The sequence below is a fragment of the Brevundimonas sp. UBA2503 genome, from assembly GCF_002341485.1.
Taxonomy (GTDB): domain Bacteria; phylum Pseudomonadota; class Alphaproteobacteria; order Caulobacterales; family Caulobacteraceae; genus Brevundimonas; species Brevundimonas halotolerans.
The window spans coordinates 51,266-75,037 of the sequence record NZ_DDOD01000019.1 but is presented as its reverse complement, the minus strand read 5'-3'; the positions used below and the strand labels follow the sequence as shown (position 1 = coordinate 75,037).

Here is a 23,772-nt window from a genome sequence, read left to right as displayed (position 1 = left end):
TGACAGCAGAACAGGGCCAGCTTCGGTCACCAATCGGGCCGTCAGATGGCGTCACAGCTCGACCAGTCGATCCGACAGCTCATTGAGATTGTCCGGTCCCGGAGGGAAATGCGTCGACAGCACCTCACCGGACAGGGCAATCGCGGCCTCAAACCCCTCGATGGGCCGTCCCGCGCGCAGCTCGCGGGTCAGGGCCGAGGTCACATCCGCCCAGACCTCGACCGGCACACGGCTGTGGATGCCTTCGTCGGCGACCACCTCGACCCGGTGCTCGTCCAGCGCGCAAAAGATCAGTACCCCGGTGCGATTGGCCGTCACATGGATGCCGTGCGCCAGGAACTGGTGGATGGCCGCCTTGCGCACCCGGTGCCGACGGATCGAGGCAGGGGTCATCAGCCGACGGACCACCGGCAGGCCGTGGATCAGGAACACCGCCAGAAAGATCACCACCTGCACCAGCGCATAGGCCCCCAGCGTCTGGGCCATGGTCACCGGCGTCGCCGCCAGCTGCGCCGCCTGCCAGCCGTCGGAGAATCCGGGCAGCCACGCCGGGCTGAAGCCCAGCGGGATCAGCAGCAGCGGCAGGATCATGGCTGCCGCCGCCGCCCAGGCGAGGCCCACCTCGCGATACGACGAGACGCGCCGGGCGATGACGCAGAAGATCTCACCCGAGGTGGCCTGTTCGGCCTCCTCGACGGCGCGGCGGATACGGTCGTGATCAGCAGGAGAAATACGCATCACCAGCCTCCCGAGGCGCCGCCGCCGCCAAAGCTGCCCCCTCCGCCACCAAATCCACCGCCGCCGCCGAAACCTCCGCCACCGCCCCCGCCGCCACGCGAGCGCAGGGCCTCGGATGCCGCCCAGATCAGGATCGGCGCAATGTCCGACCCGCCCCGCCGGCGCCGCCCGCTGGCACTGCTGACGATGCCGATCACGGCAATCAGGATAAAGCCGAACACCAGGGCGATGATGATCAGGGCCCCGACCGGCACCTCGGCCTCGGCCGCCTCGACCGTCGCCGCCCGGGCCATGGCCTCTTCGGGGTCGAGCCGCAGCTGTTCCTCAATGGCCACCACCCCCTGTTCGATGCCGCGCTCGAACCCGCCTTCCTTGAAGGCCGGGGTGATCTGCTCGTGGATGATCAGGGCCGACAGGGCATCGGTCAGTATGCCCTCGAGGCCATAGCCGACCTCGATGCGGATCTTGCGCTCTTCCAGGGCAACGATCAGCAACACGCCGTTGTCGCCGCCCTCCTGGCCGATCTGCCAGTGACGCCCCAGCCGCGTGCCGTAGTCGGCGATGTCATAGCCGTCCAGCGAGCGCACCGTGACCACCACCAGCTGATCACTCGTGTCCCGCTCCAGCGCGGCCAGCCGCGCCTCAAGCTCGGCTTCCCTGGCCGGGCTCAGCAGATTGGCCCCGTCGACCACCCGCCCGGTCAGCTCGGGAAAGGCCGGCTGCGTCAGCCCCGGCAGCGCCAGAACCAGCCACACCGCCATCGCCATCAGGCCCGCGACAAGGGCCCGCCATGTCAGTCGCTCGACGATCAGGGCGCGGGTCACTGTGCGGGGGTCGCTCCGGTGTTGAACTGCACCTGGGGCGCGGTCTCGGCGCCCGGCGACGCCGTAAACAGCGGCAGGGGGTCAGACCCCGAATGGAAGGTCGAGGCCCAGATATTGCCCGGGAAGGTCCTCAGCGTCGTATTATAGACCCGCGCCGCCTCATTGTAGTCGCGGCGGGCCACGGCGATCCGGTTCTCGGTCCCCTCCAGCTGGCTCTGCAGGGCGATGAAGTTCGCGTTCGACTGGATCTGGGGATACTGCTCGACCACCAGCATCAGCCGCGACAGCGCCTGGCTCAGTTCGCCCTGCGCGGCCTGATAGCGGGCCACCGCCGCCGGATCGGACAGGGCGTCGGCGTCCAGCTGGATCGAGGTGGCGCGCGAGCGGGCCTCGATCACCTGCGTCAGGGTCTCGCGCTCGGCGATCGAGGCGCCTTGTACGGTCGCCACAAGGTTCGGAATCAGATCGGCCCGCCGCTGGTACTGGGCTTCGACATCGGCCCATTTGGTGCGCGCGGCCTCTTCCTGCGTCGGGATGGTGTTGTAGCCACAGCCCCCCAAGGTCAGGGTAACCGCCGCAACGGCGAGAACGGGAGTGCGCAGGACAGTCATCGGTAGCCCCCTTTGGCCGAACTTGGGCCGATCCGGGACCCATGCTTCGGCCCCTCGGGGAGTATCGGCCCGGAACGCCTCCGCTTCAAGCGCCCAACTGTGACGGTTCCACACCCGCCGCGCGACAGGCGGCGGCATAGGTGTTGGCCAGCAGGCAGGCGATGGTCATCGGCCCGACCCCGCCCGGCACCGGCGTAATGGCCCCCGCGACGGCTGCTGCCGAGGCATAGTCCACATCGCCGACCACGCGGGTCTTGCCCTCGGCGGCCTTGAGCGGATCGGCCGACGGCACCCGGTTAATGCCGACATCGATGACGGTCGCGCCCGGCTTGATCCAGTCACCGCGAATCATCATCGGCCGCCCCACCGCCGCCACCAGAATATCCGCCCGGCGGCAGACCTCGGCCAGGTCCCGCGTGCGCGAATGGGCGATGGTGACGGTACAGCTCTCGGCCAGCAGCAGTTGGGCCATCGGCTTGCCGACAATGTTCGAGCGCCCGACCACCACGGCCTCCAGCCCCGACAGATCGCCCAGCGTGGCCTTCAACAGCTTGATGCACCCCAACGGCGTGCACGGGACCAGCCCGGGTTGGCCGGTCGCCAGTCGTCCGGCGTTGATCACGTGAAAGCCGTCGACGTCCTTGTCCGGGTCGATGGCCGCCAGCACCGCTGTCTCGCGGATGTGGGCGGGCAGGGGCAGTTGCACCAAAATGCCATGCACCGCCGGGTCGGCATTCAGCTGCGCCACCAGATCCAGCAGCTCCGCCTCGGTCGTCTCGGCCCCCAGCCTGTGGGTGAAGGAGTTCAGCCCCGCGCGCGCCGCCGTCTCGCCCTTGCTCTTCACATAGATGCGGCTGGCCGGGTCCTCGCCCACCAGCACCGCCGCCAGTCCGGGCACGATCCCCGTGTCGGCCATCAGCCGGGCTGCGGCCTCGGCCACCTGATCGACCAGGGCCGCCGCACGGGCCTTTCCGTCGATGATCCGGGCGGTCGGGGAGGGGGTGGCGGTCATGGCGGGTCCGTTCTGCCGATCCCTCGTCAGGAATCGTTGCGGTCAGGCGATTTACACAGGCCGGGGTTCGGCGTCTATGATCGGGGAAAGCTGTGAAGGGGATACCATGCGCCGATTCCACGGGACCAGATTGCTCGGCCTTGCCGGCGCCTCGGCGCTGGCCTTGCTCGCGGCCAGTGGCGCGTCAGCCCAAGACGCCGGCACCCTTGTGCTGGGCGAGGGTCTGGATGCCGCGCTTGAGGAAAGCGATCGTGGCGATGACGGCGGTGGCCCTGCGGACGCCTACAGCCTCGCGCTGACCGCCGGTCAGCGGATCGAGGTCGATATGCGCTCGGATGATTTCGACGCCTATCTGGAGCTTTACGGCCCCGATGGCCCGGAGGATGTGGTCGCGGCCGATGACGACAGTTTCGGCGATGGGACCGACGCCCGTCTCCGCTACACGGCCCCGGCAGACGGCATCTACACGCTTCGCGCCCGCTCCTTTGCCGACGGCCCCCTCGGGACCTACAGCCTGATCGCGCGCGAGCGTCCCCCCGCACCCGCGGCGCCCGAGCCCGGGATGATCATGCTCGGTCAGACGGTCGAGGGCGTGATCGACGACTCCGATCCCGTCACGGACGACGAGGTCGCCTACGACGCTTACCGGTTTGTCGCCGATGCGGGGGAGCGGCTGGTGCTGCAGCTCTCCTCGGACGAGTTTGACACCTACCTCCAGGTCGGGACGCAGTCGGATGGCGTATTCGCGGAACTGGCCTTCAATGACGACGACGGCGAAAGCCTGAACTCCCGACTGGTGTTCGCGGCCCCGGCGCGCGGCGACTATGTCATCCGGGTCCGTCCTCTCTCGGCCAGCGAGGGCGGGACCTACACCCTCTCCCTCCAGCCCGCCCCGCCGCCGCCCGAGGCCAAGCGGCTGACCCTCGGCGACAGCCTCACCGGCACGATCAATGCGGAGACGCCGGTCAATGACGAAGGCTACCGCGCGCACCTTTACCGCTTCGACGGACGCGAGGGTCAGCGCATCGACATCCGCCTCGAGGCCGAGGATTTCGACACCTATCTGGTGCTCTATCGCGACGACGGCACACCGCCGACACGTCTGGACGACAACGACGACAACGACGGCACCAATTCCCGCCTGATCCGCACGCTCGAGGGCTCCGGCCCCTATCTGGTCGAAGTGCGCGGCTTCAGCCAGACAGTCGAGGGCGACTATACCCTCAGCCTCGCCGAGATCGCGCCCGAGCGCCCGCCCGAGCTCATCGCCTTCGGCGCCGTTCAGGAAGGCGTCATCGACGACAAGGACCCGCTGGATGGTCAGGACCGCAATTATGACTCCTTCCGCTTCACCGGCGTCGAGGGCAACCGCGTCCAGATCATCGCCCGCTCGGGTGACTTCGACACCTTCCTGAGGATCAGCTCTGCCGACGGCGAGTTCGAGCCCCTGGCCACCGACGATGACGGTCTGGGCGAAGGCACGGATTCGCGGCTGAACTTCACCCTGCCGGCGGACGGCGACTATGTGATCCGCCTGTCCCCGCTCAGCGCGGACAATGAGGGCCTCTATTCCCTCGAACTGATCGACCGGGGCCCCGCCCCCGCGCCGGGCAGTATTCTGGTCGGGGCCACGGCCCGTGGTACCCTGGGTGAGGCCGATGCCGCCGCCGGCGACGGCAGCTATTTCGACGCCTACCGCATCCACGCCAAGGAAGGGGAGGCCTTGATTATCACCATGGTTTCCAATGCCTTCGACGCCTTTATTATTGTAGGTCGCGAAAAGGATGACGATGATATCGAGGTGCTGGCCAGCGACGACGACGGCCTGTCCGACACCCACGCGCGTCTGGAATGGGAAGTCCCCGACGACGGCGTCTACATCATCCGCGCCGGCAGCTACGGCCAGTCCGAAACCGGCGCTTACGCCCTCAAGGTCGAACGCAAGCCCTGAGCAGGCGTCGGCCGCTACAGCCGCTGAAACGCCTTGCCGTCGGCATCGAACAGATAGGCGTGCTCGGCCTGCAGCTTCAGCTCCAGCCGGTCGCCTGACTTCGGCCGCGCCGACCCGGCCAGCTGGGCCGTCATACTGTCGTGGCCCTCGCCGATGTCGATATAGGCATAGGTGGCATTGCCCAGAGTCTCGACAAAGTCGGCCCGCCCGTGAATCGCCTCGCCCGGTCCGTCCAGCGACAGGTGCTCGGGCCGGATCCCTAGCGTAAGCGTATCGCCCGGCTTCGCGCCCTCGGCCTTGACCGCGGCCCGCAGCGTATCGCCGCCGGCGGTCTTCAGCACTGCGCCCTTCGGCCCGGCCTCGACCAGCGTCACGGAGATCATGTTCATCTTCGGACTGCCGATGAATTCGGCGACGAAGCGGTTGCAGGGGTGCTCATACAGGTCCATCGGCGCGCCGACCTGTTCGATCACCCCGCCGTTCAGCACCACGATCCGGTCGGCCAGCGTCATGGCCTCGATCTGGTCGTGCGTCACATAGACCATGGTGGTCTTCAGCCGCTGGTGCAGGGCCGCAAACTCATAGCGCATGCGCACCCGCAGAGCCGCGTCCAGGTTCGACAGCGGCTCGTCGAACAGGAAGACCTCGGGCTCGCGCACAATGGCCCGGCCGATCGCCACGCGCTGGCGCTGTCCGCCCGACAGGGCCTTGGGCTTACGGTCCAGATAGTCGGTGATGTTCAGGATAGCCGCCGCCGCATCGACGCGCCGCTCGATCTCGGCCTTGTCGTGCTTGGCCAGCTTCAGGCCAAAGGCCATGTTCTCGCGCACTGTCATGTGTGGATAAAGCGCATAGGACTGGAACACCATGGCGATGCCCCGGTCCGAGGGCGACAGCTCATTGACCACCCGGTCGCCGATCGTCACCTCGCCCGCGCTGACGTCCTCCAGCCCCGCGATGGTGCGCAGCAGGGTCGACTTGCCACAGCCCGACGGTCCGACGAACACGACGAACTCCCCGTCGGCGATGTCGAGGTCGATGCCCTTCAGCACCTGCACGGCGCCAAAGTCCTTCCGCACGCCGTTGAGACGGACGCCTGCCATCGCGCTTCCTGCCCTTCGTTTCTCGTTGCGGTCAACGTAACCGGTTACAGGCCCCGATCAAGCGCGGCGTGACAGGAACATGTCGCCAGGGTTTTCCCATGCCCCTTCAGCCGCCGGGCGACCTGCCCGACCCGCTGATCCGGAACCCCGGAGGGTTGACGTGGGCCCCGGGACAGGAGACGGCGAGACATGACCCTCACCGAGCCCGCACTGACATCGCTTGCCCATGGTGGCGGCTGTGGCTGCAAGATCGCCCCCGATCTCCTCCAGGCGATCCTTGCGGGCACACCGCAGGCCGCGCCCTTTGCGTCGCTGATGGTTGGCAGGGAGACGTCTGATGATGCGGCGGTCTGGCGCCTGAACGACAGCCAGGCCCTGGTCGCCACCACAGACTTCTTCATGCCGATGGTCGATGATCCGTTCGACTTTGGCCGTATCGCCGCGACCAACGCCTTGTCCGATGTCTATGCCATGGGGGCGACTCCCATCCTCGCGCTGGCCATCGTCGGCATGCCGATCGGCAAGCTGTCCGTCGGGACGATCGGCAAGGTGCTGGAGGGCGGCGCCTCGGTTTGCGCCGCCGCCGGGATCCCGATCGCCGGCGGTCACTCCATCGACAGCGTCGAGCCCATCTACGGGCTCGTGGCCCTCGGCCTGGTCCATCCGGAAAAGGTGCTTGCGAACCGCACGGCCCGGGAAGGTGACGTCCTGATCCTGACCAAGCCTCTCGGCGTCGGCGTTCTGAGCGCGGCCTTCAAACAGGGGCGGCTGGACGACGCGGGTTACAAAGCCCTCATTGCATCCACCACCCAGCTGAACACCCTGGGCGCACGCCTCCCGGACCTTGAGGGCGTCCACGCCGTCACTGATGTCACGGGCTTTGGCCTGCTGGGTCACGCCTTGGAGATGGCGCGCGGGTCCGGGATGGCCATCGAAGTCGACGCTGACGCCCCCGCCTGTCTGCCGTCGTCCATCGCGCTCGCTGAAGCCGGGGTCCGCACCGGCGCGTCGACCCGCAACTGGACGGCCTATGGCGCCGCGGTGATCCTGCCGGATGGCCTCGCACCCTGGCGACGGGACCTGCTGACGGATCCTCAGACCAGCGGCGGGCTTTTGATCTCGGTAGCTCCGGACCGGGCTGAAGAGGTCCTGGCTCTGGCCCGGACCCTTGGCTTCGCCTCTGCGTGTCGGGTCGGCCGGGTGCTGGAAGGACCCGCTGGCGTCACAGTGGTTCAGGGTCCGTGATTCGCACGACGACCGATCTGAGCCTTGCCGCCCGTCAGGGCTACGATGCGATCATCGACGTCCGTAGCCCGGCAGAGTTCGCCGAAGACCATATCCCGGGCGCGATCAACCTGCCTGTTCTCGACGATGCCCAACGCGCCGAGGTCGGTACGATGTTCGTGCAGCGCTCCAAATTTCTCGCGCGGCGCACCGGCGCGGCCTGGGTCGCCCACAACATCGCCGACCATCTGCAGACCGCGCTGGCGGATCATGACGGGGGTTTTCGGCCCCTCGTCTACTGCTGGCGCGGCGGCCAGAGGTCGGCCGCCATGGCCACGGTCATGGAGCAGGTCGGCTGGCCGGTGACCCGGCTCGAGGGCGGGTATCAGACCTGGCGGCGAAAGGTCGTGGCCGATCTCTATGGCGAGGAGCCCCCCGGTGATGCGGCACTGAACCTCATTCTTCTCGACGGGTATACCGGCAGCGGCAAGACCGAGCTCCTTCGCCGGCTCTCGCACGAGGGTGTCCAGACGATTGACCTTGAGGCCCTGGCCGATCACCGGGGCTCACTGTTCGGCGCGACGCACGTTCCCCAGCCCGGCCAGAAGCTGTTCGAGACCCGCCTGGCCGAGGCGCTGGCCTGTCTGAACCGGACACGGCCGATCATCGTCGAAGCCGAATCCAGCCGTATCGGCAACCTCTCGCTTCCACCGGTCCTGTGGACGGCGATGAAACGGGCGCCCCGCATCGAGCTGATCGTACCGGTCGAGGCGCGCGTCGCGCATATCCTGGGCGAGTATCAAGCGATTGGTGCCGATGTCGAGGCGCTGCAGGCCGCGCTCGCCCGCCTCCCTCGCCACCATAGCCGGGAGACCATCGCAGGCTGGTCCGCCGCTGCACGGGAAGGACGCCTTGCCGAGCTCGTCACGGATCTGATGCTGCAACACTATGACCCTGCCTACCGCCGCGGGGCAGCCGCCAGACGATCCGTCTTATTGCGCATAATGCTCGAGCGCATGTCCGACAGTGATCTGCAAGAAGCCGCCAGACGTATCGCAGAAACGGTCGCCCAGGTCAGCGCGCCCGGGCCGGGGCGTTCAAACGAGGCATGACGGCATAAGCAAGGAATGGTGGATGCGACAGGGATTGAACCTGTGACCCCCTCGGTGTGAACGAGGTGCTCTCCCGCTGAGCTACGCATCCGACCGGTCAGGAGGCGGGGTGTTTAGCCCGGCGATCCGGCAAGGGCAAGGGCCTGTTCGGTCTCGGCCACACAGCGCGCCACCAGCGCCGGAAAGGCGTCGTAATGGTCCAGCACCGCCCACGGCTTCATCGCGGGAATCGCCATGTCGGCATAGCCGAAGCTCACCGCCACGAACGGCAGGCCGGCGGCGTGGGCGGCCCCGGCGTCCAGACTGCTGTCGCCGACCATCAGGGCGCGGTCGGCCCGTCCGCCACAGGCCGCGATCGCATCAAGCAGATGGGCGGCGTCGGGCTTGCGCGCTGACACCCGGTCCGGCCCGTACACACAGGCGAACAGGCCCGTGATATCCAGTGCATCGGTCAGGGCCACCGACAGATCGGTCCGCTTGTTGGTCGTCACCGCCAGCGTATAGCCCTCGGCCTTCAGCGCGGTCAGTGCCGCGACACAGCCGGGATAGGGCCGGGTCAGGTCGGCGATCCGCCCGACATACAGCTCCAGGAACAGGGCGAACCGCACATCCAGCGCGTCGTCCCCCAGCGGCGCCCCCGCCGTCTCATATCCGCGCCGCAACAGGGCCCGCGCCCCATGCCCGATCAGGTCACGCCCCTGCGCCAGCGGCAGGGCCGGCAGGCCATCGGTCGCCAGCACGGCATTCAGCGTCCCGATCAGGTCCGGCGCGGAATCGACCAGCGTCCCGTCAAGGTCGAACAGCAGCGTCCATTCCTTCGCCTTTGCAGACATATAGCCTCCCCTTATGCCGTCTCATGCGTTATGCCGCCCCGGACGACCAGACGGACGACTAGACGAGGGACGATCACGTGACCAGCCACAGCCAGACCGGGCCCGCGCGCGCCGCCGTGATCCTTGCCGCGGGGCAGGGCACCCGCATGAAGTCCCGCCTGCCCAAGGTGCTGCATCCGGTCGGCGGCCGCGCCATGCTGGACCACGCCATCGACGCCGCCGAGGCCCTGGGCTGCGAGCGGATCGTCGTGGTCGTCGGCACCCACTCGCCCGAGGTTCGCGCTCACGTCGTCGCCCGTCTGGGCGAGGCCGCCATCGCCATTCAGGACCCGCCCATGGGCACCGGCCACGCCGTCCTGTGTGCGCGCGAAGCGCTGAACGGCTTCGACGGCCAGGTCGTCATCACCTATGGCGACGTGCCCCTGCTCAAGGCCCACGACATCGCCCCGGTGTTCGAGGCCGCCGATGCCCTGTCGGTGATCGGGTTCGAGGCCCGCGACCCCGGCGCCTATGGCCGTCTGGTCATCCGGGGCGGCGAGCTGGCCGCCATCACCGAGGCCAAGGAGGCCTCGGCCGAGGTTCTGGCCATCCGGACCTGCAACTCCGGCGTCATGTCGGCCCCGGCCCGTGTCCTGTTCGACCTGCTGGACAAGGTCGGCAACGACAATGCCAAGGGCGAATACTATCTGACCGACGTCGTCCAGCTGGGCCGCGAGGCCGGGGTGCCGACCCGCGCCGTCATGGCGTCCGAGGACTCCGTCATGGGCGTTAATGCCCAGTCCGAGCTGGCCGAGGCCGAGGCCCTGTTCCAGAAGGTCCAGCGCGACACCTTCCTCGCCCGCGGCGTCACCATGCCCGCGCCCGACACCGTCCATTTCGCCTGGGACACCGATCTGGAAGCCGGCGTGGTCGTCGAGCCCTATGTCGTGTTCGGCCCGGGCGTGAAGGTCGCATCCGGTGCCCGCATCCGCAGCTTCAGCCATCTGGAAGGCGCCGTCGTCGGCGAGGGCGCCATCGTCGGCCCCTATGCCCGCCTGCGTCCCGGCGCCCGGCTGGAGCGCGACGTCCACATCGGCAATTTCGTCGAGGTCAAGAACAGCCACATCGGCGAGGGCGCCAAGGCCAACCACCTGTCCTACCTCGGCGACGGCCAGGTCGGCCCGCGCGCCAACATCGGCGCCGGCACCATCTTCTGCAACTATGACGGCGTGTTCAAACACAAGACCACAGTGGGCGAGGGGGCTTTTGTCGGCTCCAACAGCTCGCTGGTCGCGCCCGTCACCATCGGCGCCGGCGCCATGACGGCCTCCGGCTCGGTCATCACCGAAGACGTCCCCGACGGCGCCCTCGCCCTCGGCCGTGCCACCCAGACCGTCAAGGACGGCTGGGCCGCCCGCTTCATGCAGATGATGACCGCCAAGAAGGCCAGCCAGAAGAAATGATCCTCCCCCGACGCGCAGCTTCGGGGGAGGGGGACCGCCGAACGGCGGTGGAGGGGGCGAATACCAGACGCCAACTTCTGACCCTTGCCCCCTCCACCCCTTCGGGGTCCGGTCGTCGGTTCGTGCACGAACCTTCCTCCACCCCCGCAAGCAGGGGAGGAGCCTAGATGTCCGATTCCCAGAAACGCCTCGCCGGGGAGGCCGCCGCCCTTCGGGTTGAGGCGGGCATGAAGGTCGGCCTCGGCACCGGATCGACCGCCGCCTGGTTCGTCAAGGCGCTGGCGGCCCGCAACCTGCCCGACCTGCGCTGCGTGCCGACGTCGGATGCGACCGCTGACCTCGCGCGTGAGCTGGGCCTGACGCTGTCGACGCTGGAGGACACCCCGCGCCTCGACCTGACCGTCGACGGGGCGGACGAGGTCGGACCGGGGCTGGCCCTGATCAAGGGCGGCGGCGCGGCCCTGCTGCGTGAGAAACTGGTGTGGGAAGCCTCGGACCGCTGCCTAGTCATCGCCGACGCGGCCAAGGTGGTGAAGACGCTCGGCGCCTTCCCCCTGCCGATCGAGGTCGTCGCCTTCGGGCACAAGACCACCGGCAACCGCATCGCCGATGTGCTGGCCGACCACGACATCGCCATGCCCGCCCGGGTCCGAACCGCCGAGCGCGGCCTTGTGCGCACCGACGGTGGCAATCTGATCTATGACGCCAGATGCGGCGCCATCACCGACCCCAGCCGCCTCGCCGACGACCTGAAACTGATCACCGGCGTCGTCGAACACGGCCTCTTCCTCGACCTTGCGGACGAGGCGATCATCGGCACGGACGACGGGGTTGAGGTGCTGGTGCCGTGAAGGTGCCCACGCTCAAGGGCATAACCTTCGTCCCCCGTGACAAGGGTGGTTTCACATTGGCCCTCGATCACCCAACCCGCGCAGACTTTGAGGCGCTGCTCCACTGGCTGCCGGAGGGCTGGGAGGTGGACTTCCACGATCCCTATTTTCCGCAACTCAGTGACCCGGGCGCCTATGTCCTCATCCAGAGACGGGGCGATCAGTTTCTTCACCGACTCGGCAACCATGGCTGGCTGAACCGCTGGACCCATCAAAGCCCTGATCTGCTGGCTGCCTATCTTCAGCTTGTCGCAGACTATCCGGGCGAGAGGACGCCTTTTGACGGACCGATTATGGTCAAGCCCGCCTATCGCTCCGCGTGGGACGATCAAGGTGCGGACTGATCAAGGATGGGCGCGCCTTGCCCCTCCCCTCCCTGATCCCTAAGTCCCTGACGCGGCAGGAGCCACGCGCTCCCGACCCGTGCCCGCCTTCAGTTCGCCGGAGCGCACTTCAGACCCTTCAGACGGTTCAGACGGTCTAATTTCACCGTCTGAATTCCGGACCGCCCCCGGTTTCAGACTATTCAGACCATTCAGACGGTCTTTTTCGCACCGTCTGGTTCAGGAGCCCCGAATGCCCACGACCTACGACTACGACCTCTTCGTCATCGGTGCGGGCTCGGGCGGGGTGCGGGCGGCGCGGCTGACGGCGCTGTCGGGCAAGACGGTCGCCGTGGCCGAGGAGCACCGGGTCGGCGGCACCTGTGTCATCCGCGGCTGCGTGCCCAAGAAATTCATGGTCATGGCCTCCGAGGTCAGCCACGCGCTGGAAATCGCCGAGGGCTATGGCTGGGACATCGAGGGCGCGACCTTCGACTGGAAGCGCTTCCTCGAGGCCAAGGACGTCGAGATCGCCCGGCTGTCCGGCATCTATGTCGCCAATCTGGGCAAGGCGGGGGCCGAGCTGATCCACGGCCGGGCCCGGCTGAAGGACGCCCACACGGTCGAGGTCCTCAAGAAGGACGGCTCGGTTGATCGCACCGTCACCGCCGAAACCATCCTGATCGCCACCGGCGGCCGCCCCTGGGTACCCCAAGACCTGCCGGGCATCGAACACGCCATCACTTCGGAAGAGGCCTTCCACCTGCCGGAGCTGCCGAAGAGCATCCTGATCGCGGGCGGCGGCTATATCGCGGTCGAGTTCGCCGGCATCTTTGCCGGTCTGGGGGTCGAGACCACCCTGGTCTATCGCGGGCCGAACATCCTGCGCGGCTTTGACGATGACGTCCGCGCCCATCTGGCCGGCGAGATCGAGCGGCGCGGCATCAAGGTGGTGCTGGGCTGCCAGCATTCGTCGATCGAGAAAACCGCCGACGGCCTCGTCAGCCATCTCGAGAACGACATGAAGCTGACGACCGAGGCCGTCATGTTCGCCACCGGCCGCACCCCCTACGTCAAGGGCTTGGGGCTTGAGGAGGCCGGCGTCGAACTGACCGAGGGCGGGGCGATCAAGGTCGACCAGTATTCGCGTACCAGCGTCGACAACATCTGGGCCATCGGCGACGTCACCGACCGCATCAATCTGACCCCCGTCGCCATCCGCGAGGCCGTCGCCTTCCACGAGACCCGCTACAAGGACAATCCCTCGTCGTTCGACTATGAGGCCGTCGCCACCGGCGTCTTCAGCCAGCCGCCGGTCGGGGTGGTCGGCCTCAGCGAGGCCGAGGCGCGGCGTCACTGCTCGAAGGGGGTGGACGTCTATCTGACCCGCTTCCGGCCCATGAAGACCGTGTTCGTCGGCTCGGACGAGCGGGTGCTGATGAAGCTGGTGGTCGATGCCGACACCCAACGCGTGGTCGGCGTCCACATCGTCGGCCCCGAGGCGCCCGAGATGATCCAGCTGGCCGCCATTGCGGTCAAGGCCGGCCTGACCAAGGCCCAGTGGGACGCGACCTGCGCCGTTCACCCGACGCTGGCCGAGGAATTGGTCACCCTGAAGGACAAACAGTCGGTCGCCGCGACCGCCGCCGAATAGGAGCTCAGAACCCGCCCAGCCGGTCCCGGATCGGCTTCAGGCCCGTCAGCAGGGGCTCGATCTCCGCCGCATTCTTCTTCCACTTGTCGGGTGCCGGCGGGGTCAGGGTGTGGCGCGACTCCGGCAGCTTGCCGCCGGTCCGCTCCGCCAGGGCCGCGTCGAACTCAAGGTCGGCGAAGGCGCAGATGCCGCGCATCACCGCCGTCGGATCGGCGACGAAGTCGGCATAGCGGACGACGTGGCGCCGGTCGGCGGGCAGGGCCGACAGGTCGTCCATGATGGTCTGGTTGGTGGTCGCCCACTGATAGGCCGCCACCTCGGGCAGGGGCTTGCCCTTCAGGCCCTGCCAGCCCTGCGGCAGCAGCAGAGACCACGGTCCCTCCCAGCCCGGCAGCTGCGGATAGGTCACCCAACCGCCCGACCGCCAGGCGTCGATGATGCTGGAGACATTCTCCTCCGGCTCGCGCCACAGGAAGACGAACCGGGCGTCCGGGAACAGGGCGTTGAAGAAGGGGATCCGCAGGGCGTTCTTCGGCGTCTTCTCCAGCAGCCGGACGCTGTCCTGGTTGGCAAAGGGCCGCTCGGCCCCGTCGCGAAGCTTTTCGGCCAGTCGGGCCTTCATCGCCAGGCCGATCTGGTCGCTGTAGTGCTCGGCCGTCACCCGGTTGGAGTCGATGCCGGGCGCGCCGGGCCGCAGGGCCTTGAAGCCCTCGACCAGCCAGTGGGCCTCGCCGCCCACGGTGTGCAGCTGGGGCGTGACCGCCAGCGTTTCGAACAGGGCCGTGCTGCCCGAGCGGGGTGCGGCCACGATGATCACCGGCCGGTCATAGTCCGGCGTCTGCAGGATGGCCGAGGGACGGCTGGCGGCCGGGCTTGCAGCGGCGGCTGCGGGGGCGGGCTGACCCATCATGCCCGTGGCGACCCCACCGCCCATCGGCGCCACGCCCGGATTGACGCCGTAAGCGCCGATCCGCTGCCGGACCACGGCGGGCACGGGCATCATGTTGGAGGTGACCCTCAGGTCGTCACCCAGCGCCGTGACCTGCTGCATCAGCATCTGCAGCCGCTTCTGGTAGTGGGGGATGCCCCGGTCGGTGTCGGCGAACAGCGACCACAGCTGGCGCCAGTCCTGCCGGAAGCCGTGCATCAGCCTCGCGAACTGCTGCAGGTGCGCCCGGCCCTCATCGCCCTGCCGGACCGAGCCCGTCTCGGCCACCAGATCGCTGAGCAGCTCATCGACCTCGGACGGCGGCATGACGCGGTAAATGTTGAACTGCTCGACCGCCAGCGGCGCCCGCTGACCGGGCCGGAAGGGGATCGGCGTCTCGGGCAGGGACTGGGTCGCGGCCGCCTCGGCCAGGTCCCAGAACCGGCCGTTGCCGGTCGTGTCCGCCACGAGGTGCACGCGCGAGATGTCCGAGCCGTTGTCGACCTTGTGGATCCGCCAGTTGTCGAAGATCCAGGCCTCGCCGGGGGCCATGTGGACCTCCTCGCCGTCGCAGTGGAAGCGCACGTCGGGCGTGGTCACGATCGGCACATGCAGCCGCACCCGGTGAAACCAGTGGTAGTTGATGTCCGTGTGCTCGGGCACCGACGATCCCGGTCCCAGCCGCATCAGCCGCGACCGGCTCCACACCACGCCAAAGTGGCTGAGCACCTGCTGGATATAGGGCGAGGACTGCAGATGCGGCGTCGGCGCCATGGCCCCGGCGACGTCGTCGTTCTCGGTGCCGCCGACCGTGATCAGCCGCAGGGCGCTGTTGCCGGGGATGTTGTTCGGATGCTTCGCCCAGGCGTCAGCCGGGAAAGCCTCGACCTCGCGCCGCAGTTGGTCCACGTCGAAGCGGAAGGGCAGCTTGATGAAGGGGCGGGACAGTTTCACGCGATCAGGGCCGATACTCGAGGAGAGGGCAGGCCCCACAGATACGCCCCGTCCGGGAGAGGGTCAAAGCCGATCGATCCTGTGCTGGCCATACAGCTGGCGAATGAAGGGCCGACCGGGGTCCCGCCCCGCGAGTCGTTCCCGGACCTCGCCCACGACGAACCGGGTGATGGCGGGCAGGGCGAGGTCTTTCAGATCATCCAGCGGGATCCAGGCCACGCGTTCCAGCTCGTCCCCGTGGTCGGTGCGCGCCGGCAGGTCCATGGCGTCCGCATCCGCCAGAAAGAAGCGGGCGTCGAACCGTCGTGGCCGTCCCGGTGGCGTGATGGCCCGGGCGATGTAGCGCAGGCCTGCCAGATCGGCCTGATTCCCGGTCGACAGGAAGTTGCGCCACGGCCCGGTCAGACTGCGCGCGGGCGCCGGGCGGCCGACGATGACACCCGTCTCCTCATGGGTCTCGCGGACGGCGGCCAGCGCCAGCGCACGGGCGCGTCGTTCGGGCATCTCGCGCTCCAGCAGCGCAAGCTCGTCCGGCGAGAGATCGGTGGCAAAGGGGGCGGTATAGTCACCGCGCTCGACCCGACCGCCGGGGAACACCCATTTCGACGCCATGAAGACATGGCCGGGTGCCCGACGGCCCATCAGCACCTCGGCCTGTCCGGCGCGGCTGCGCGTCAGGATCAGGGTGGCGGCGTCCCGGGGCCGGACCCGGGCCCCGACGTCAGGAGAATCGGCCAGGTCCGCGCGTGCATCGAACGGCTGGCTCATTTGCGGCGCCGCGGTCCCTTCGGCTTGCCGGAAGGCGGACCACCCTTGCCCCCGCGCGGACCCTTGCCGCCCCGGAGGGGGCCACCCCGCGGACCACCGCGACTTCCGGAGTTGCCCGGGGGCTTCCCTTCCTCGGCATCCGACAGCATCTCCAGCACAAGTCCGCCGGTCAGGGGGGTGGCCTCGACCAGCTTGACCTCGACGGTGCGGCCCAAGGTCCAGCGGTCACCGCTTCTCTGGCCGATCAGGGCATGGGCTGCCTCGTCGTGCTGGAAATAGTCCCGGCCCAGCGAGGAGATCGGGATCAGGCCATCGGCGCCGGTCTCCTGCAGCCGTACGAACAGGCCGAAGCGCGTGACCCCCGTGATCCGTCCTTCGAAGGTTGCGCCGATCCGCTCCTCGAGGAAGGCGGCGACATAGCGATCCGTCGCATCCCGCTCGGCCGCCATGGAGCGGCGCTCGGTCATCACCAGATGCTCGGCGATGCCGGACAGCTCGGCAACCTCGCGCTCGGTCAGGCCGTCCTTGCCGAGCCCCAGCGCGCGGATGAGCGCCCGGTGGACGACCAGGTCGGAGTAACGCCGGATCGGCGAGGTGAAGTGGGCATAGCGGTCCAGGTTCAGCCCGAAGTGGCCGATGTTGTCCGGCGTGTAGATGGCCTGCATCTGGCTGCGCAGGACCACCTCATTGACGATCTCGGCGTGGGGCGTGTCGCGCATGCTGTCCAGCAGGGCGTTGAGCTTCTTGGTGGTCGGCGACTCGCCCTTGTTCCACGGCCGCCCCAGCGTCTGCAGGAAGTCGGCGAGGTTGAACACCTTCTCCTGACTGGGGGTGTCGTGCACGCGGTAGATCAGGGGGGTGCGCTTCTGCTCCAGGGTTTCGGCGGCCGAGACGTTCGCCTGGATCATCATCTCCTCGATCAGCCGGTGTGCCTCCAGCGAGACCCGCGGTTCGATCGAAATGATCTCGCCCTTCGGCGACATGTTGATCTTGCGCTCCAGGCTTTCGATGGCCAGCGGCGCCCGCTTCTTGCGGCCCTTCAGCATGGTGCGATAGGCGGCCCACAGGGGCTTGAGGATGACGTCGACGATGGGACCAGTCACATCGTCGAATCGGCCATCCGCTGCGGCCTGCGCCTGCTCATAGGACAGGCTGGCGTGCGACCGCATCAGGCCCCGGACGAAGCGGTGGCTGCGCTTCTTCCCGTCGGCGTCGAACACCATGCGCACGGCCAGACAGGCGCGGTTCTCGCCGACCTTGAGGCTGCACAGGCCGTTCGACAGCACCTCGGGCAGCATCGGCTCGACCCGGTCCGGGAAGTAGGTCGAGTTGCCCTTGTCGCGGGCCTGTTGATCCAGTGCGGTGCCGGGGCGGACATAGGCGGCGACATCGGCGATGGCGACCCAGACGATCCAGCCGCCCGGGTTGTTGGCATCCTCATCCGGCTGGGCAAAGACCGCGTCGTCGTGATCGCGCGCGTCGGCCGGGTCGATGGTAATCAGCGGCAGGTCGCGCAGGTCTTCGCGCCCCTTCAGCGAGGGCAGGGCCTGATCTTCGGCCTCGGACTCGACCGTCTCGGAAAAGCCGGTCGGCAGGCCATGGCTGTGGATGGCGATCAGCGAGGCTGCGCGGGGATCATCCTCGCGGCCCAGTTTCTCCAGCACCTTGCCGCGTTTCGGTCCATGGCGGTCGCTGCCCTTTTCGACGGTGGCCAGCACCAGATCCCCGTCCTTCAGGCCTTCGACCTGGCTTTCGGGGACGATCAGGGTGTCCTTGGCCCGGCGGTCGACCGACTCGATCCGGACCTGACGGGCCGACCTGCGGATCACGCCCAGCACCCGGTCGGCCCCGGTGTCCAGCTTCTTGATCAGCCGGGCTTCCCAGCCGTTTTCGCCGCGCGCGAAACGGACCAGCAGCCGGTCGCCCATGCCGGGCGCGGGGCCGCGATCCTTGCGATCGGGCATCAACACGGCGGAGGGCGCGTCGTCCGAGGCCTCGACCAGTCGTACAATCAGCTCGCCATCGACATCGCGCTCGACGATGTCGGCCACGCCCACCGGCGGCAGGCCCCCGGCCTCGCTCAGACCCTTGCGACCACGCCGGCCCAGGCGGCCCTCGTCTTCCAGTTCGCGGATCATCTGGCGCAGGGCGCGTCGATCCGCGCCCTTCAGTCCGAAATGCTGGGCGATGTCGGTCTTCTGGGCCGAGCCGGTCTCGCGCAGGAAGGCGAGCAGGGTGTCCTTGTCCGGAAGTCCGGCGGGCGGGCGTGGGTGCGACTTCTTCATCATCCCCTCATAACGCGCTTCGGCCTCTGTCGTCCCGCGCTTTGTCGTCTGCGGCTTGACCTGAGCGGGCGGTGGGACCAGCTTCCGGCCAAACCTCAGGAGTTCTGGATGTCGCTTGCCCCCCAACCGGTCCTTGCCGGTCCCACCGCCTCGCTGCTCGACCTGATCGGCAAGACGCCCATGGTCGAGGTCAGCCGCATGGACACCGGCAAGTGCCGCCTGTTCCTGAAGCTGGAAAGCCAGAACCCCGGCGGCTCGATCAAGGACCGGATCGCCCTGTCGATGATCGCTGCGGCCGAGAGGGAAGGCTGGCTCAAGCCCGGTGGCACGATCGTCGAGGCCACAGCGGGCAACACCGGTCTGGCCCTGACGCTGGTTGGTCAGGCCAAGGGCTACAAGGTCCTGCTGGTCATCCCGGATAAGATGTCCAAGGAGAAGATCCAGCATTTGCGGGCCATGGGCGCAGACGTCCGGCTGACACGCTCCGACGTGCCGCACGGCCACCCGGAGTACTACACCGATATGGCCGAGCGGCTGGCCCAGCAGATCCCGGGTGGGTACTACGTCAACCAGTTCGCCAATGACGCCAACTCCCTCGCGCACTTCGAGACCACGGGGCCCGAAATCTGGGATCAGATGGACGGCAAGGTTGACGCTTTCGTCGCCGGTATCGGCTCGGGCGGGACAATCACCGGCATCGGCCAGTTCCTGAAGTCAAAGGGGTCAAAGGCCGAGATCATCCTGGCCGATCCCGTTGGCTCGACGCTGGCCGGCATCGTCAACGAGGGGGTTCCCGGTCCGGAAGGCAGCTATACGGTCGAGGGGATCGGCCAGAATTTCGTGCCTGAAACCGCCCATATGGACCTGATTGACAAGGCCTATTCAATCCCGGATGCCGAGGCCATCGCCACAGTCCGCGAGCTGCTGCTCAAGGAAGGCATCCTCGCGGGCTCGTCCTCCGGCACGCTGATCGCTTCCGCGCTGCGCTGGTGCCGCGAGCAGACCGAGCCAAAGACCTGCGTGACCTTCGTCTGCGATACCGGGGCCAAGTACCTGTCCAAGGTCTATAACGATGCCTGGCTGGCCGACCAGGGGCTGGGCGAGCGCGAGCTGCATGGTGACCTGTCAGACCTGATCACCCGCAAGTACGAGGACGGCGCCGTCGTCTTCGCCGGGCCGGATGACACGCTCGACACCGTGTTCAAGCGGATGCGCGGGGCGGACGTCTCGCAGCTGCCAATCTTCAGTGAAGGGCGGCTGGTCGGCATCGTCGACGAGAGCGATCTGGTGCACACCATGAACACCGACGCGATCACCCGCGAGGAGCGCTTCCGGATGCCGGTCTCCAAGGTCATGACGCGAGAGCTGGATACGGTTCAGGTCAATGAGCCGCTTGAGGCCCTGGTGCCGCTGTTCGACCGTGATCGCGTGGCCATCGTGCTGGACGGGGAGAAGTTCGTGGGCCTGATCACCCGGACGGACCTGATCAACCACCTGAGCCTGAACCGGTAAGATGGGCCCGGACCGTCGCCAGCTTCTGATCGGGAGCCTCGCGGCGACGACGGGCGGCTGGGCGCGGTCTGCGAAGGCGCAGGACCCGGGGGCGCTAGGGATATCGCTGGTCAGCTATCCCAGTGGATCCTTCCCGATCAACGGCCTGCTGTTCTCGCCGGTGGTTGAGGCGCGGCGTGGGCCAATGACCGGGGCGGCGGTGGCGCTGCTGCATGGGGGCGGTGGCGCCCAGGACGATGTCCACATCTTCACCGAGGGCGCGCTCTCGCTAACGGCGCGTGGCTATCACTGCCTGATGCCCAACTATTTCGATGCGACGCCCAGCCAGAGGCGGAGCACGGCGGTAGCCGCGCGGCGCTGGCGCAAGGCCATTCTGGATGGTCTGGAGTGGCTGGGTCAGCGACCCGGCGTTGATCCGGCCCGCGTGGGGGCGCTGGGTTTCTCCCGGGGTGGCTCGCTGGGGCTGGACGGGGTGCTGGAGGAAGGTGGTGCGCAGGCGTTCGTCGGTGTGGCGTCGGGGGGATCACTGGACGTCGCCGATATCCGCCACCGACCGCCGGTGCTGTTCGTCTATGCCGATGGTGATCCTCTGGTGTCGGCCCGACGCGTGCGGGAGCGGGCCGAGACCCTGTCGGCCGCCGAGGTGCCGGTCGAAACGTATGAGCTGACCTCGCCCCGCCACCGCTTCGATCCCGGTGAATGGCGGACCATATTCGATGTGGCCGGACGGTTCTTCGACCGGACCCTGACATGACAGCCACTCGCCGACGGCTTCTGATGGCGGCTGTTACAACGCCCTTTCTGGTCGGGGCTGTCCGCGCACAACAGGCAGCCTTCTCTGTCGAGACACTGACGTTTGAAAGCCGGGGCAAGCCGATCCGCGCGGCGCTATACACGCCTGCGCAGCCGAATGGCGCGGCGGTCGTCTTCCTGCATGGCTCGGGTGGCATAGGCTCGGCCTATCTGACGCTGGCCGAGCAGTTCGCTGTCGAGGGCTTCAAGGTGCTTGTGCCCGCCTACTACGACGCGGCGGCGGATGATGGGGTGCGGCCCGAGCCGGTCATGGACGCCTGGCGCGCGGTCGGCAGCGACGCCGTGGACTGGATGATCGAGTCCGGCATTGACCGGCGCCGCATTGGCATCATGGGCTATTCGCTGGGATCCTATGTGGCGGTCGACGGAGCACTCGGGAACAGTCGCGCGGCGGCGGCCATTGGTGTCGCAGGCGGCTGGGATGTCTATGTCCCGCGCCCGCCGCGCCGCCGCATTCCGGTGCTGGTGATCCAGTCCGAGAACGACACCCATGTCTCGCCCGAAAGCACCCGCCGCTGGGTGGAGTTCCTGCGGCAGGCGGACGTACCGGTCCGGCTGCAGGTGTTGCGTGGCGCCGGGCACCTCTATACCCCCGCCCAGTGGCAAGAGGTTCACCGCATGGCGTCGGACTTCTTCAAGCGAACCCTTCTGTAGAGAGCCCATCCCCGCATGACCGACCGCAAGAACCGCCCGGGATTTTCCACGCGCGCCATCCACGCGGGACAACGGCCCGACCCGACCACGGGCGCCGTCATGACGCCGATCTACGCCACCTCGACCTATGCCCAGGAAAGCCCGGGCGTGAACAAGGGCTATGAGTATGCGCGGGGCAAGAACCCGACGCGCGAGGCGTTCGAGGCCTGTATCGCGGACCTGGAGGGCGGCACGCACGGCTTTGGCTTTGCCAGCGGCATGGCCGCGACCTCGACGGCGCTGGAACTGCTGGATGCCGGCAGCCACATCGTCACGGGCGATGATCTGTACGGCGGCTCGTGGCGGCTGTTCGAGCGGGTCCGGCGGCGGTCGATGGGGCTGGACTTCGCCTATGTGAACATGGCCGATCCGGCGGCGGTCGAGGCGGCCATCACCGACAAGACCCGGATGATCTGGGTCGAGACCCCGACCAATCCGCTGATGAAGCTGGCGGACATCGCGGCCCTGTCGAAGATTGCAAAGTCCCGGGGCCTGATCCTGGTGGTCGACAACACCTTTGCCACGCCGTTCTGCCAGCAGCCGATCGGTCTGGGGGCCGACATCGTCATGCACTCCGCCACCAAGTATCTGAACGGGCACTCGGACATTGTCGGCGGGGTGCTGGTGACGGCCAACCCCGAACTGGCGGCCCAGCTGAAGTTCCTGCAGAACTCGGTGGGCGGCATCATGGGACCGTTCGATGCCTTCCTGGCGAACCGGGGACTGAAGACGCTGGGCCTGAGAATGAAGGCCCACTGCGAGAATGCGCTGGCGGTGGCCCGCTGGCTGGAGACCCGAAAGGGCGTGGCCAAGGTCATTTATCCCGGCCTGATCAGCCATCCGGGGCACGAGCTGGCCTGTCGCCAGATGACCGGTGGGTTCGGCGGCATGGTCAGTGTGGTGATCGACGGCGATCTGGACCGGACCCGCAAGGTGCTGGAGCGGGTCGAGGTCTTCACCCTCGCTGAGTCGCTGGGCGGGGTCGAAAGTCTGGTGAACCACCCGGCCATCATGACCCACGCCTCGGTGCCGAAGGAGGTCCGCGAGGCCGGCGGCGTCACCGACAGCCTGATCCGCCTGTCGGTGGGGGTCGAAGACGTCGACGACCTCATCGCCGACCTGGACCAGGCGCTGGGCTAGGGTTCGACCTGGCCCTCAGCGGGGGCGTAATGCTCGCGGCAGAGGTCTCGCAGGGCGGCGTTCAGGGTACCGCCATAAAGGGACTCGCGGATGCGCTCATAGCCCTCGAGCTTCAGCTGGATCTTGATGTCGCCGACGGTCCGGCAGCGGCCCTCGCGCGCCAGTTCATAGGCGCGCTCTAGTGTCGTGGATCGAAAGGTCATGCGCCCTATATAGGGACTACGGCCAAGGTTTAGAAGTAGAAGCCGACGTTGGCGACGAGGGCGGAGCCGTACTGGTCACCGAACAGGGTCGGGTCGGCGTCGGTGTCGTGGTAGCGCAGGTCGAGGTCGACTGCCGGGGCCAGCTGCCAGGTCACGCCGACGTCCCAGCCGGTGTAGTCGACCGAAAGATCCTGCTCGCGGCGCCCGATGCCGGCAGACAGGGCGGTGTCGAGCGTCAGGTCCCAGCTGGCCCGTGCCTCGACCCAGGTCCAGGCTTCGGTGGAACCTGTGCCGTCGGGTGAGTACTGCAGGCGCAGCTTGGCCTTGGCCGGGCCGATGGCGCGGCTGACGTCGGCGGTGAACTCCCAGGCGTCATCGTCCGTGCCCGGATTGGCGTCGACGCGCCACTTGTGAGTGGCGTTCAGATCGAAATCGAATCCGCCCATCTGGGGGCGAATGCCGAAGCCCGCTTCGATCTCGAGGTTCGAGCCCGAGCTGTCGATCGTTTCGGCCCCGGCGCCGCCGTAAAAGAAGCCGTCGCCGCTCGTCCACTCCGTCAACGCCCAGCCGTAGGCGTCCGTGCCCGACTTGGACACGTCCTTGGAACGGTTGTCGGTACCGGCACCGACGCCGAAGGCCCAGTCGCCGCCGGCCATGCTCTGGGCGGCGGCCGGGGTCGCAATGGCCAGAAGGGTCAGGGCCGAAAGGCCGGTCAGAAGGGCGCGCATGATGGCTCCGTATAAGGACGAATCCGTGGGA

At 67.8% G+C, this 23,772-nt stretch carries 22 protein-coding genes and 1 tRNA gene; 11 read left to right on the top strand and 12 right to left on the bottom strand.

What is annotated here, in order from left to right; all coding sequences use genetic code 11:
• Positions 1–51: 51 nt before the first annotated feature.
• From B4K74_RS08745 to folD, 4 genes are all read right to left on the bottom strand, one after another.
• Entirely contained in the window at positions 52–738 is a 687-nt protein-coding gene (locus tag B4K74_RS08745) for a TPM domain-containing protein (protein ID WP_286692620.1), read from the bottom strand.
• Positions 738–1,562, bottom strand: a complete 825-nt coding sequence (locus B4K74_RS08740; protein ID WP_286692619.1) for a TPM domain-containing protein — start codon at positions 1,560–1,562, stop codon at positions 738–740. The genes B4K74_RS08745 and B4K74_RS08740 overlap by 1 nt, the downstream gene beginning before the upstream one ends.
• Complete coding sequence (locus B4K74_RS08735) at positions 1,559–2,173, bottom strand: LemA family protein (protein ID WP_286692618.1); 615 nt, start codon at positions 2,171–2,173, stop codon at positions 1,559–1,561. Before B4K74_RS08735 ends, B4K74_RS08740 begins: the two co-directional genes overlap by 4 nt.
• 85 nt (positions 2,174–2,258) lie before the next feature.
• Positions 2,259–3,185 carry a bifunctional methylenetetrahydrofolate dehydrogenase/methenyltetrahydrofolate cyclohydrolase FolD gene (gene folD / locus B4K74_RS08730; RefSeq protein ID WP_286692617.1) on the bottom strand — a complete coding sequence of 309 codons (927 nt, stop codon included), beginning with the start codon at positions 3,183–3,185 and terminating at the stop codon, positions 2,259–2,261.
• A 106-nt stretch (positions 3,186–3,291) separates the two neighbouring features.
• On the opposite strand from folD, the gene B4K74_RS08725 reads away from it, so the two are divergent.
• Positions 3,292–5,136, top strand: coding sequence for a pre-peptidase C-terminal domain-containing protein (locus B4K74_RS08725; protein WP_286692616.1), 1,845 nt, complete (start codon positions 3,292–3,294; stop codon positions 5,134–5,136).
• 14 nt (positions 5,137–5,150) lie between these two features.
• Here B4K74_RS08725 and B4K74_RS08720 read toward each other — a convergent pair whose 3' ends face one another.
• Entirely contained in the window at positions 5,151–6,239 is a 1,089-nt protein-coding gene (locus B4K74_RS08720) for an ABC transporter ATP-binding protein (RefSeq protein WP_286692615.1), read from the bottom strand.
• A gap of 189 nt (positions 6,240–6,428) precedes the next feature.
• On the opposite strand from B4K74_RS08720, the gene selD reads away from it, so the two are divergent.
• Both selD and mnmH read left to right on the top strand, forming a co-directional pair.
• On the top strand, positions 6,429–7,484 hold the full coding sequence (gene selD / locus B4K74_RS08715) for a selenide, water dikinase SelD (RefSeq protein ID WP_123286319.1): 1,056 nt from the start codon (positions 6,429–6,431) through the stop codon (positions 7,482–7,484).
• Positions 7,481–8,575 (top strand): tRNA 2-selenouridine(34) synthase MnmH, encoded by a 1,095-nt coding sequence (mnmH, locus tag B4K74_RS08710; protein WP_286692614.1) that lies wholly within the window; start codon positions 7,481–7,483, stop codon positions 8,573–8,575. Before selD ends, mnmH begins: the two co-directional genes overlap by 4 nt.
• A 16-nt stretch (positions 8,576–8,591) precedes the next feature.
• Here mnmH and B4K74_RS08705 read toward each other — a convergent pair.
• A tRNA-Val gene (locus B4K74_RS08705) sits at positions 8,592–8,666 on the bottom strand.
• A gap of 22 nt (positions 8,667–8,688) precedes the next feature.
• On the bottom strand, positions 8,689–9,408 hold the full coding sequence (locus B4K74_RS08700) for an HAD hydrolase-like protein (RefSeq protein ID WP_286692613.1): 720 nt from the start codon (positions 9,406–9,408) through the stop codon (positions 8,689–8,691).
• Positions 9,409–9,485: 77 nt separating this feature from the next.
• Here B4K74_RS08700 and glmU point away from each other — a divergent pair, with 77 nt between their 5' ends.
• The 4 genes from glmU (at position 9,486) to gor (ending at position 13,717) form a co-directional block, all read left to right on the top strand.
• Positions 9,486–10,850, top strand: coding sequence for a bifunctional UDP-N-acetylglucosamine diphosphorylase/glucosamine-1-phosphate N-acetyltransferase GlmU (glmU, locus tag B4K74_RS08695; protein ID WP_286692612.1), 1,365 nt, complete (start codon positions 9,486–9,488; stop codon positions 10,848–10,850).
• Positions 10,851–11,017: 167 nt separating this feature from the next.
• Positions 11,018–11,701 (top strand): ribose-5-phosphate isomerase RpiA, encoded by a 684-nt coding sequence (gene rpiA, locus B4K74_RS08690; protein ID WP_286692611.1) that lies wholly within the window; start codon positions 11,018–11,020, stop codon positions 11,699–11,701.
• On the top strand, positions 11,698–12,084 hold the full coding sequence (locus B4K74_RS08685) for a hypothetical protein (RefSeq protein ID WP_286692610.1): 387 nt from the start codon (positions 11,698–11,700) through the stop codon (positions 12,082–12,084). Before rpiA ends, B4K74_RS08685 begins: the two co-directional genes overlap by 4 nt.
• A gap of 232 nt (positions 12,085–12,316) precedes the next feature.
• On the top strand, positions 12,317–13,717 hold the full coding sequence (gene gor, locus B4K74_RS08680) for a glutathione-disulfide reductase (RefSeq protein ID WP_286692609.1): 1,401 nt from the start codon (positions 12,317–12,319) through the stop codon (positions 13,715–13,717).
• Between the two features lie 4 nt (positions 13,718–13,721).
• Here the strand turns inward: gor and B4K74_RS08675 are convergent, their stop codons facing one another.
• From B4K74_RS08675 to rnr, 3 genes are all read right to left on the bottom strand, one after another.
• Positions 13,722–15,599, bottom strand: coding sequence for a sulfotransferase (locus tag B4K74_RS08675; RefSeq protein WP_286692608.1), 1,878 nt, complete (start codon positions 15,597–15,599; stop codon positions 13,722–13,724).
• 63 nt (positions 15,600–15,662) lie between these two features.
• On the bottom strand, positions 15,663–16,367 hold the full coding sequence (locus B4K74_RS08670; protein ID WP_286692607.1) for an NUDIX hydrolase: 705 nt from the start codon (positions 16,365–16,367) through the stop codon (positions 15,663–15,665).
• A complete protein-coding gene (gene rnr / locus B4K74_RS08665) occupies positions 16,364–18,652 on the bottom strand; it encodes a ribonuclease R (RefSeq protein WP_286692606.1) in 2,289 nt (762 codons plus the stop codon). The genes B4K74_RS08670 and rnr overlap by 4 nt, the downstream gene beginning before the upstream one ends.
• A gap of 108 nt (positions 18,653–18,760) precedes the next feature.
• On the opposite strand from rnr, the gene B4K74_RS08660 reads away from it, so the two are divergent.
• The 4 genes from B4K74_RS08660 to B4K74_RS08645 are packed head-to-tail and all read left to right on the top strand — an operon-like array spanning position 18,761 to position 22,810.
• Positions 18,761–20,164, top strand: coding sequence for a cystathionine beta-synthase (locus B4K74_RS08660; protein ID WP_286692605.1), 1,404 nt, complete (start codon positions 18,761–18,763; stop codon positions 20,162–20,164).
• 1 nt (position 20,165) lies between these two features.
• On the top strand, positions 20,166–20,918 hold the full coding sequence (locus B4K74_RS08655) for a dienelactone hydrolase family protein (protein WP_286692604.1): 753 nt from the start codon (positions 20,166–20,168) through the stop codon (positions 20,916–20,918).
• A complete protein-coding gene (locus B4K74_RS08650) occupies positions 20,915–21,631 on the top strand; it encodes an alpha/beta hydrolase family protein (RefSeq protein ID WP_286692603.1) in 717 nt (238 codons plus the stop codon). Before B4K74_RS08655 ends, B4K74_RS08650 begins: the two co-directional genes overlap by 4 nt.
• A 15-nt stretch (positions 21,632–21,646) precedes the next feature.
• Complete coding sequence (locus tag B4K74_RS08645; RefSeq protein ID WP_286692602.1) at positions 21,647–22,810, top strand: cystathionine gamma-synthase; 1,164 nt, start codon at positions 21,647–21,649, stop codon at positions 22,808–22,810.
• On the opposite strand, the gene B4K74_RS08640 is transcribed toward B4K74_RS08645, so the two are convergent.
• Both B4K74_RS08640 and B4K74_RS08635 read right to left on the bottom strand, forming a co-directional pair.
• Positions 22,807–23,013, bottom strand: a complete 207-nt coding sequence (locus tag B4K74_RS08640) for a hypothetical protein (protein WP_286692601.1) — start codon at positions 23,011–23,013, stop codon at positions 22,807–22,809. The two genes, B4K74_RS08645 and B4K74_RS08640, sit on opposite strands and share 4 nt — an antisense overlap.
• 29 nt (positions 23,014–23,042) lie before the next feature.
• Positions 23,043–23,741 carry a TorF family putative porin gene (locus tag B4K74_RS08635; RefSeq protein ID WP_286692600.1) on the bottom strand — a complete coding sequence of 233 codons (699 nt, stop codon included), beginning with the start codon at positions 23,739–23,741 and terminating at the stop codon, positions 23,043–23,045.
• Positions 23,742–23,772: the final 31 nt, after the last annotated feature.

Coding starts and splice junctions, on each gene's coding strand:
- rpiA (WP_286692611.1), top strand. CDS start 11,018: ATGTCCGATTCCCAGAAACGCCTCGCCGGGGAGGCCGCCGCCCTTCGG.
- B4K74_RS08635 (WP_286692600.1), bottom strand. CDS start 23,741: ATGCGCGCCCTTCTGACCGGCCTTTCGGCCCTGACCCTTCTGGCCATT.
- B4K74_RS08640 (WP_286692601.1), bottom strand. CDS start 23,013: ATGACCTTTCGATCCACGACACTAGAGCGCGCCTATGAACTGGCGCGC.
- rnr (WP_286692606.1), bottom strand. CDS start 18,652: ATGAAGAAGTCGCACCCACGCCCGCCCGCCGGACTTCCGGACAAGGAC.
- gor (WP_286692609.1), top strand. CDS start 12,317: ATGCCCACGACCTACGACTACGACCTCTTCGTCATCGGTGCGGGCTCG.
- B4K74_RS08700 (WP_286692613.1), bottom strand. CDS start 9,408: ATGTCTGCAAAGGCGAAGGAATGGACGCTGCTGTTCGACCTTGACGGG.
- folD (WP_286692617.1), bottom strand. CDS start 3,185: ATGACCGCCACCCCCTCCCCGACCGCCCGGATCATCGACGGAAAGGCC.
- B4K74_RS08720 (WP_286692615.1), bottom strand. CDS start 6,239: ATGGCAGGCGTCCGTCTCAACGGCGTGCGGAAGGACTTTGGCGCCGTG.
- B4K74_RS08670 (WP_286692607.1), bottom strand. CDS start 16,367: ATGAGCCAGCCGTTCGATGCACGCGCGGACCTGGCCGATTCTCCTGAC.
- B4K74_RS08655 (WP_286692604.1), top strand. CDS start 20,166: ATGGGCCCGGACCGTCGCCAGCTTCTGATCGGGAGCCTCGCGGCGACG.
- B4K74_RS08735 (WP_286692618.1), bottom strand. CDS start 2,173: ATGACTGTCCTGCGCACTCCCGTTCTCGCCGTTGCGGCGGTTACCCTG.
- B4K74_RS08645 (WP_286692602.1), top strand. CDS start 21,647: ATGACCGACCGCAAGAACCGCCCGGGATTTTCCACGCGCGCCATCCAC.
- B4K74_RS08725 (WP_286692616.1), top strand. CDS start 3,292: ATGCGCCGATTCCACGGGACCAGATTGCTCGGCCTTGCCGGCGCCTCG.
- selD (WP_123286319.1), top strand. CDS start 6,429: ATGACCCTCACCGAGCCCGCACTGACATCGCTTGCCCATGGTGGCGGC.
- B4K74_RS08660 (WP_286692605.1), top strand. CDS start 18,761: ATGTCGCTTGCCCCCCAACCGGTCCTTGCCGGTCCCACCGCCTCGCTG.
- B4K74_RS08650 (WP_286692603.1), top strand. CDS start 20,915: ATGACAGCCACTCGCCGACGGCTTCTGATGGCGGCTGTTACAACGCCC.
- B4K74_RS08745 (WP_286692620.1), bottom strand. CDS start 738: ATGCGTATTTCTCCTGCTGATCACGACCGTATCCGCCGCGCCGTCGAG.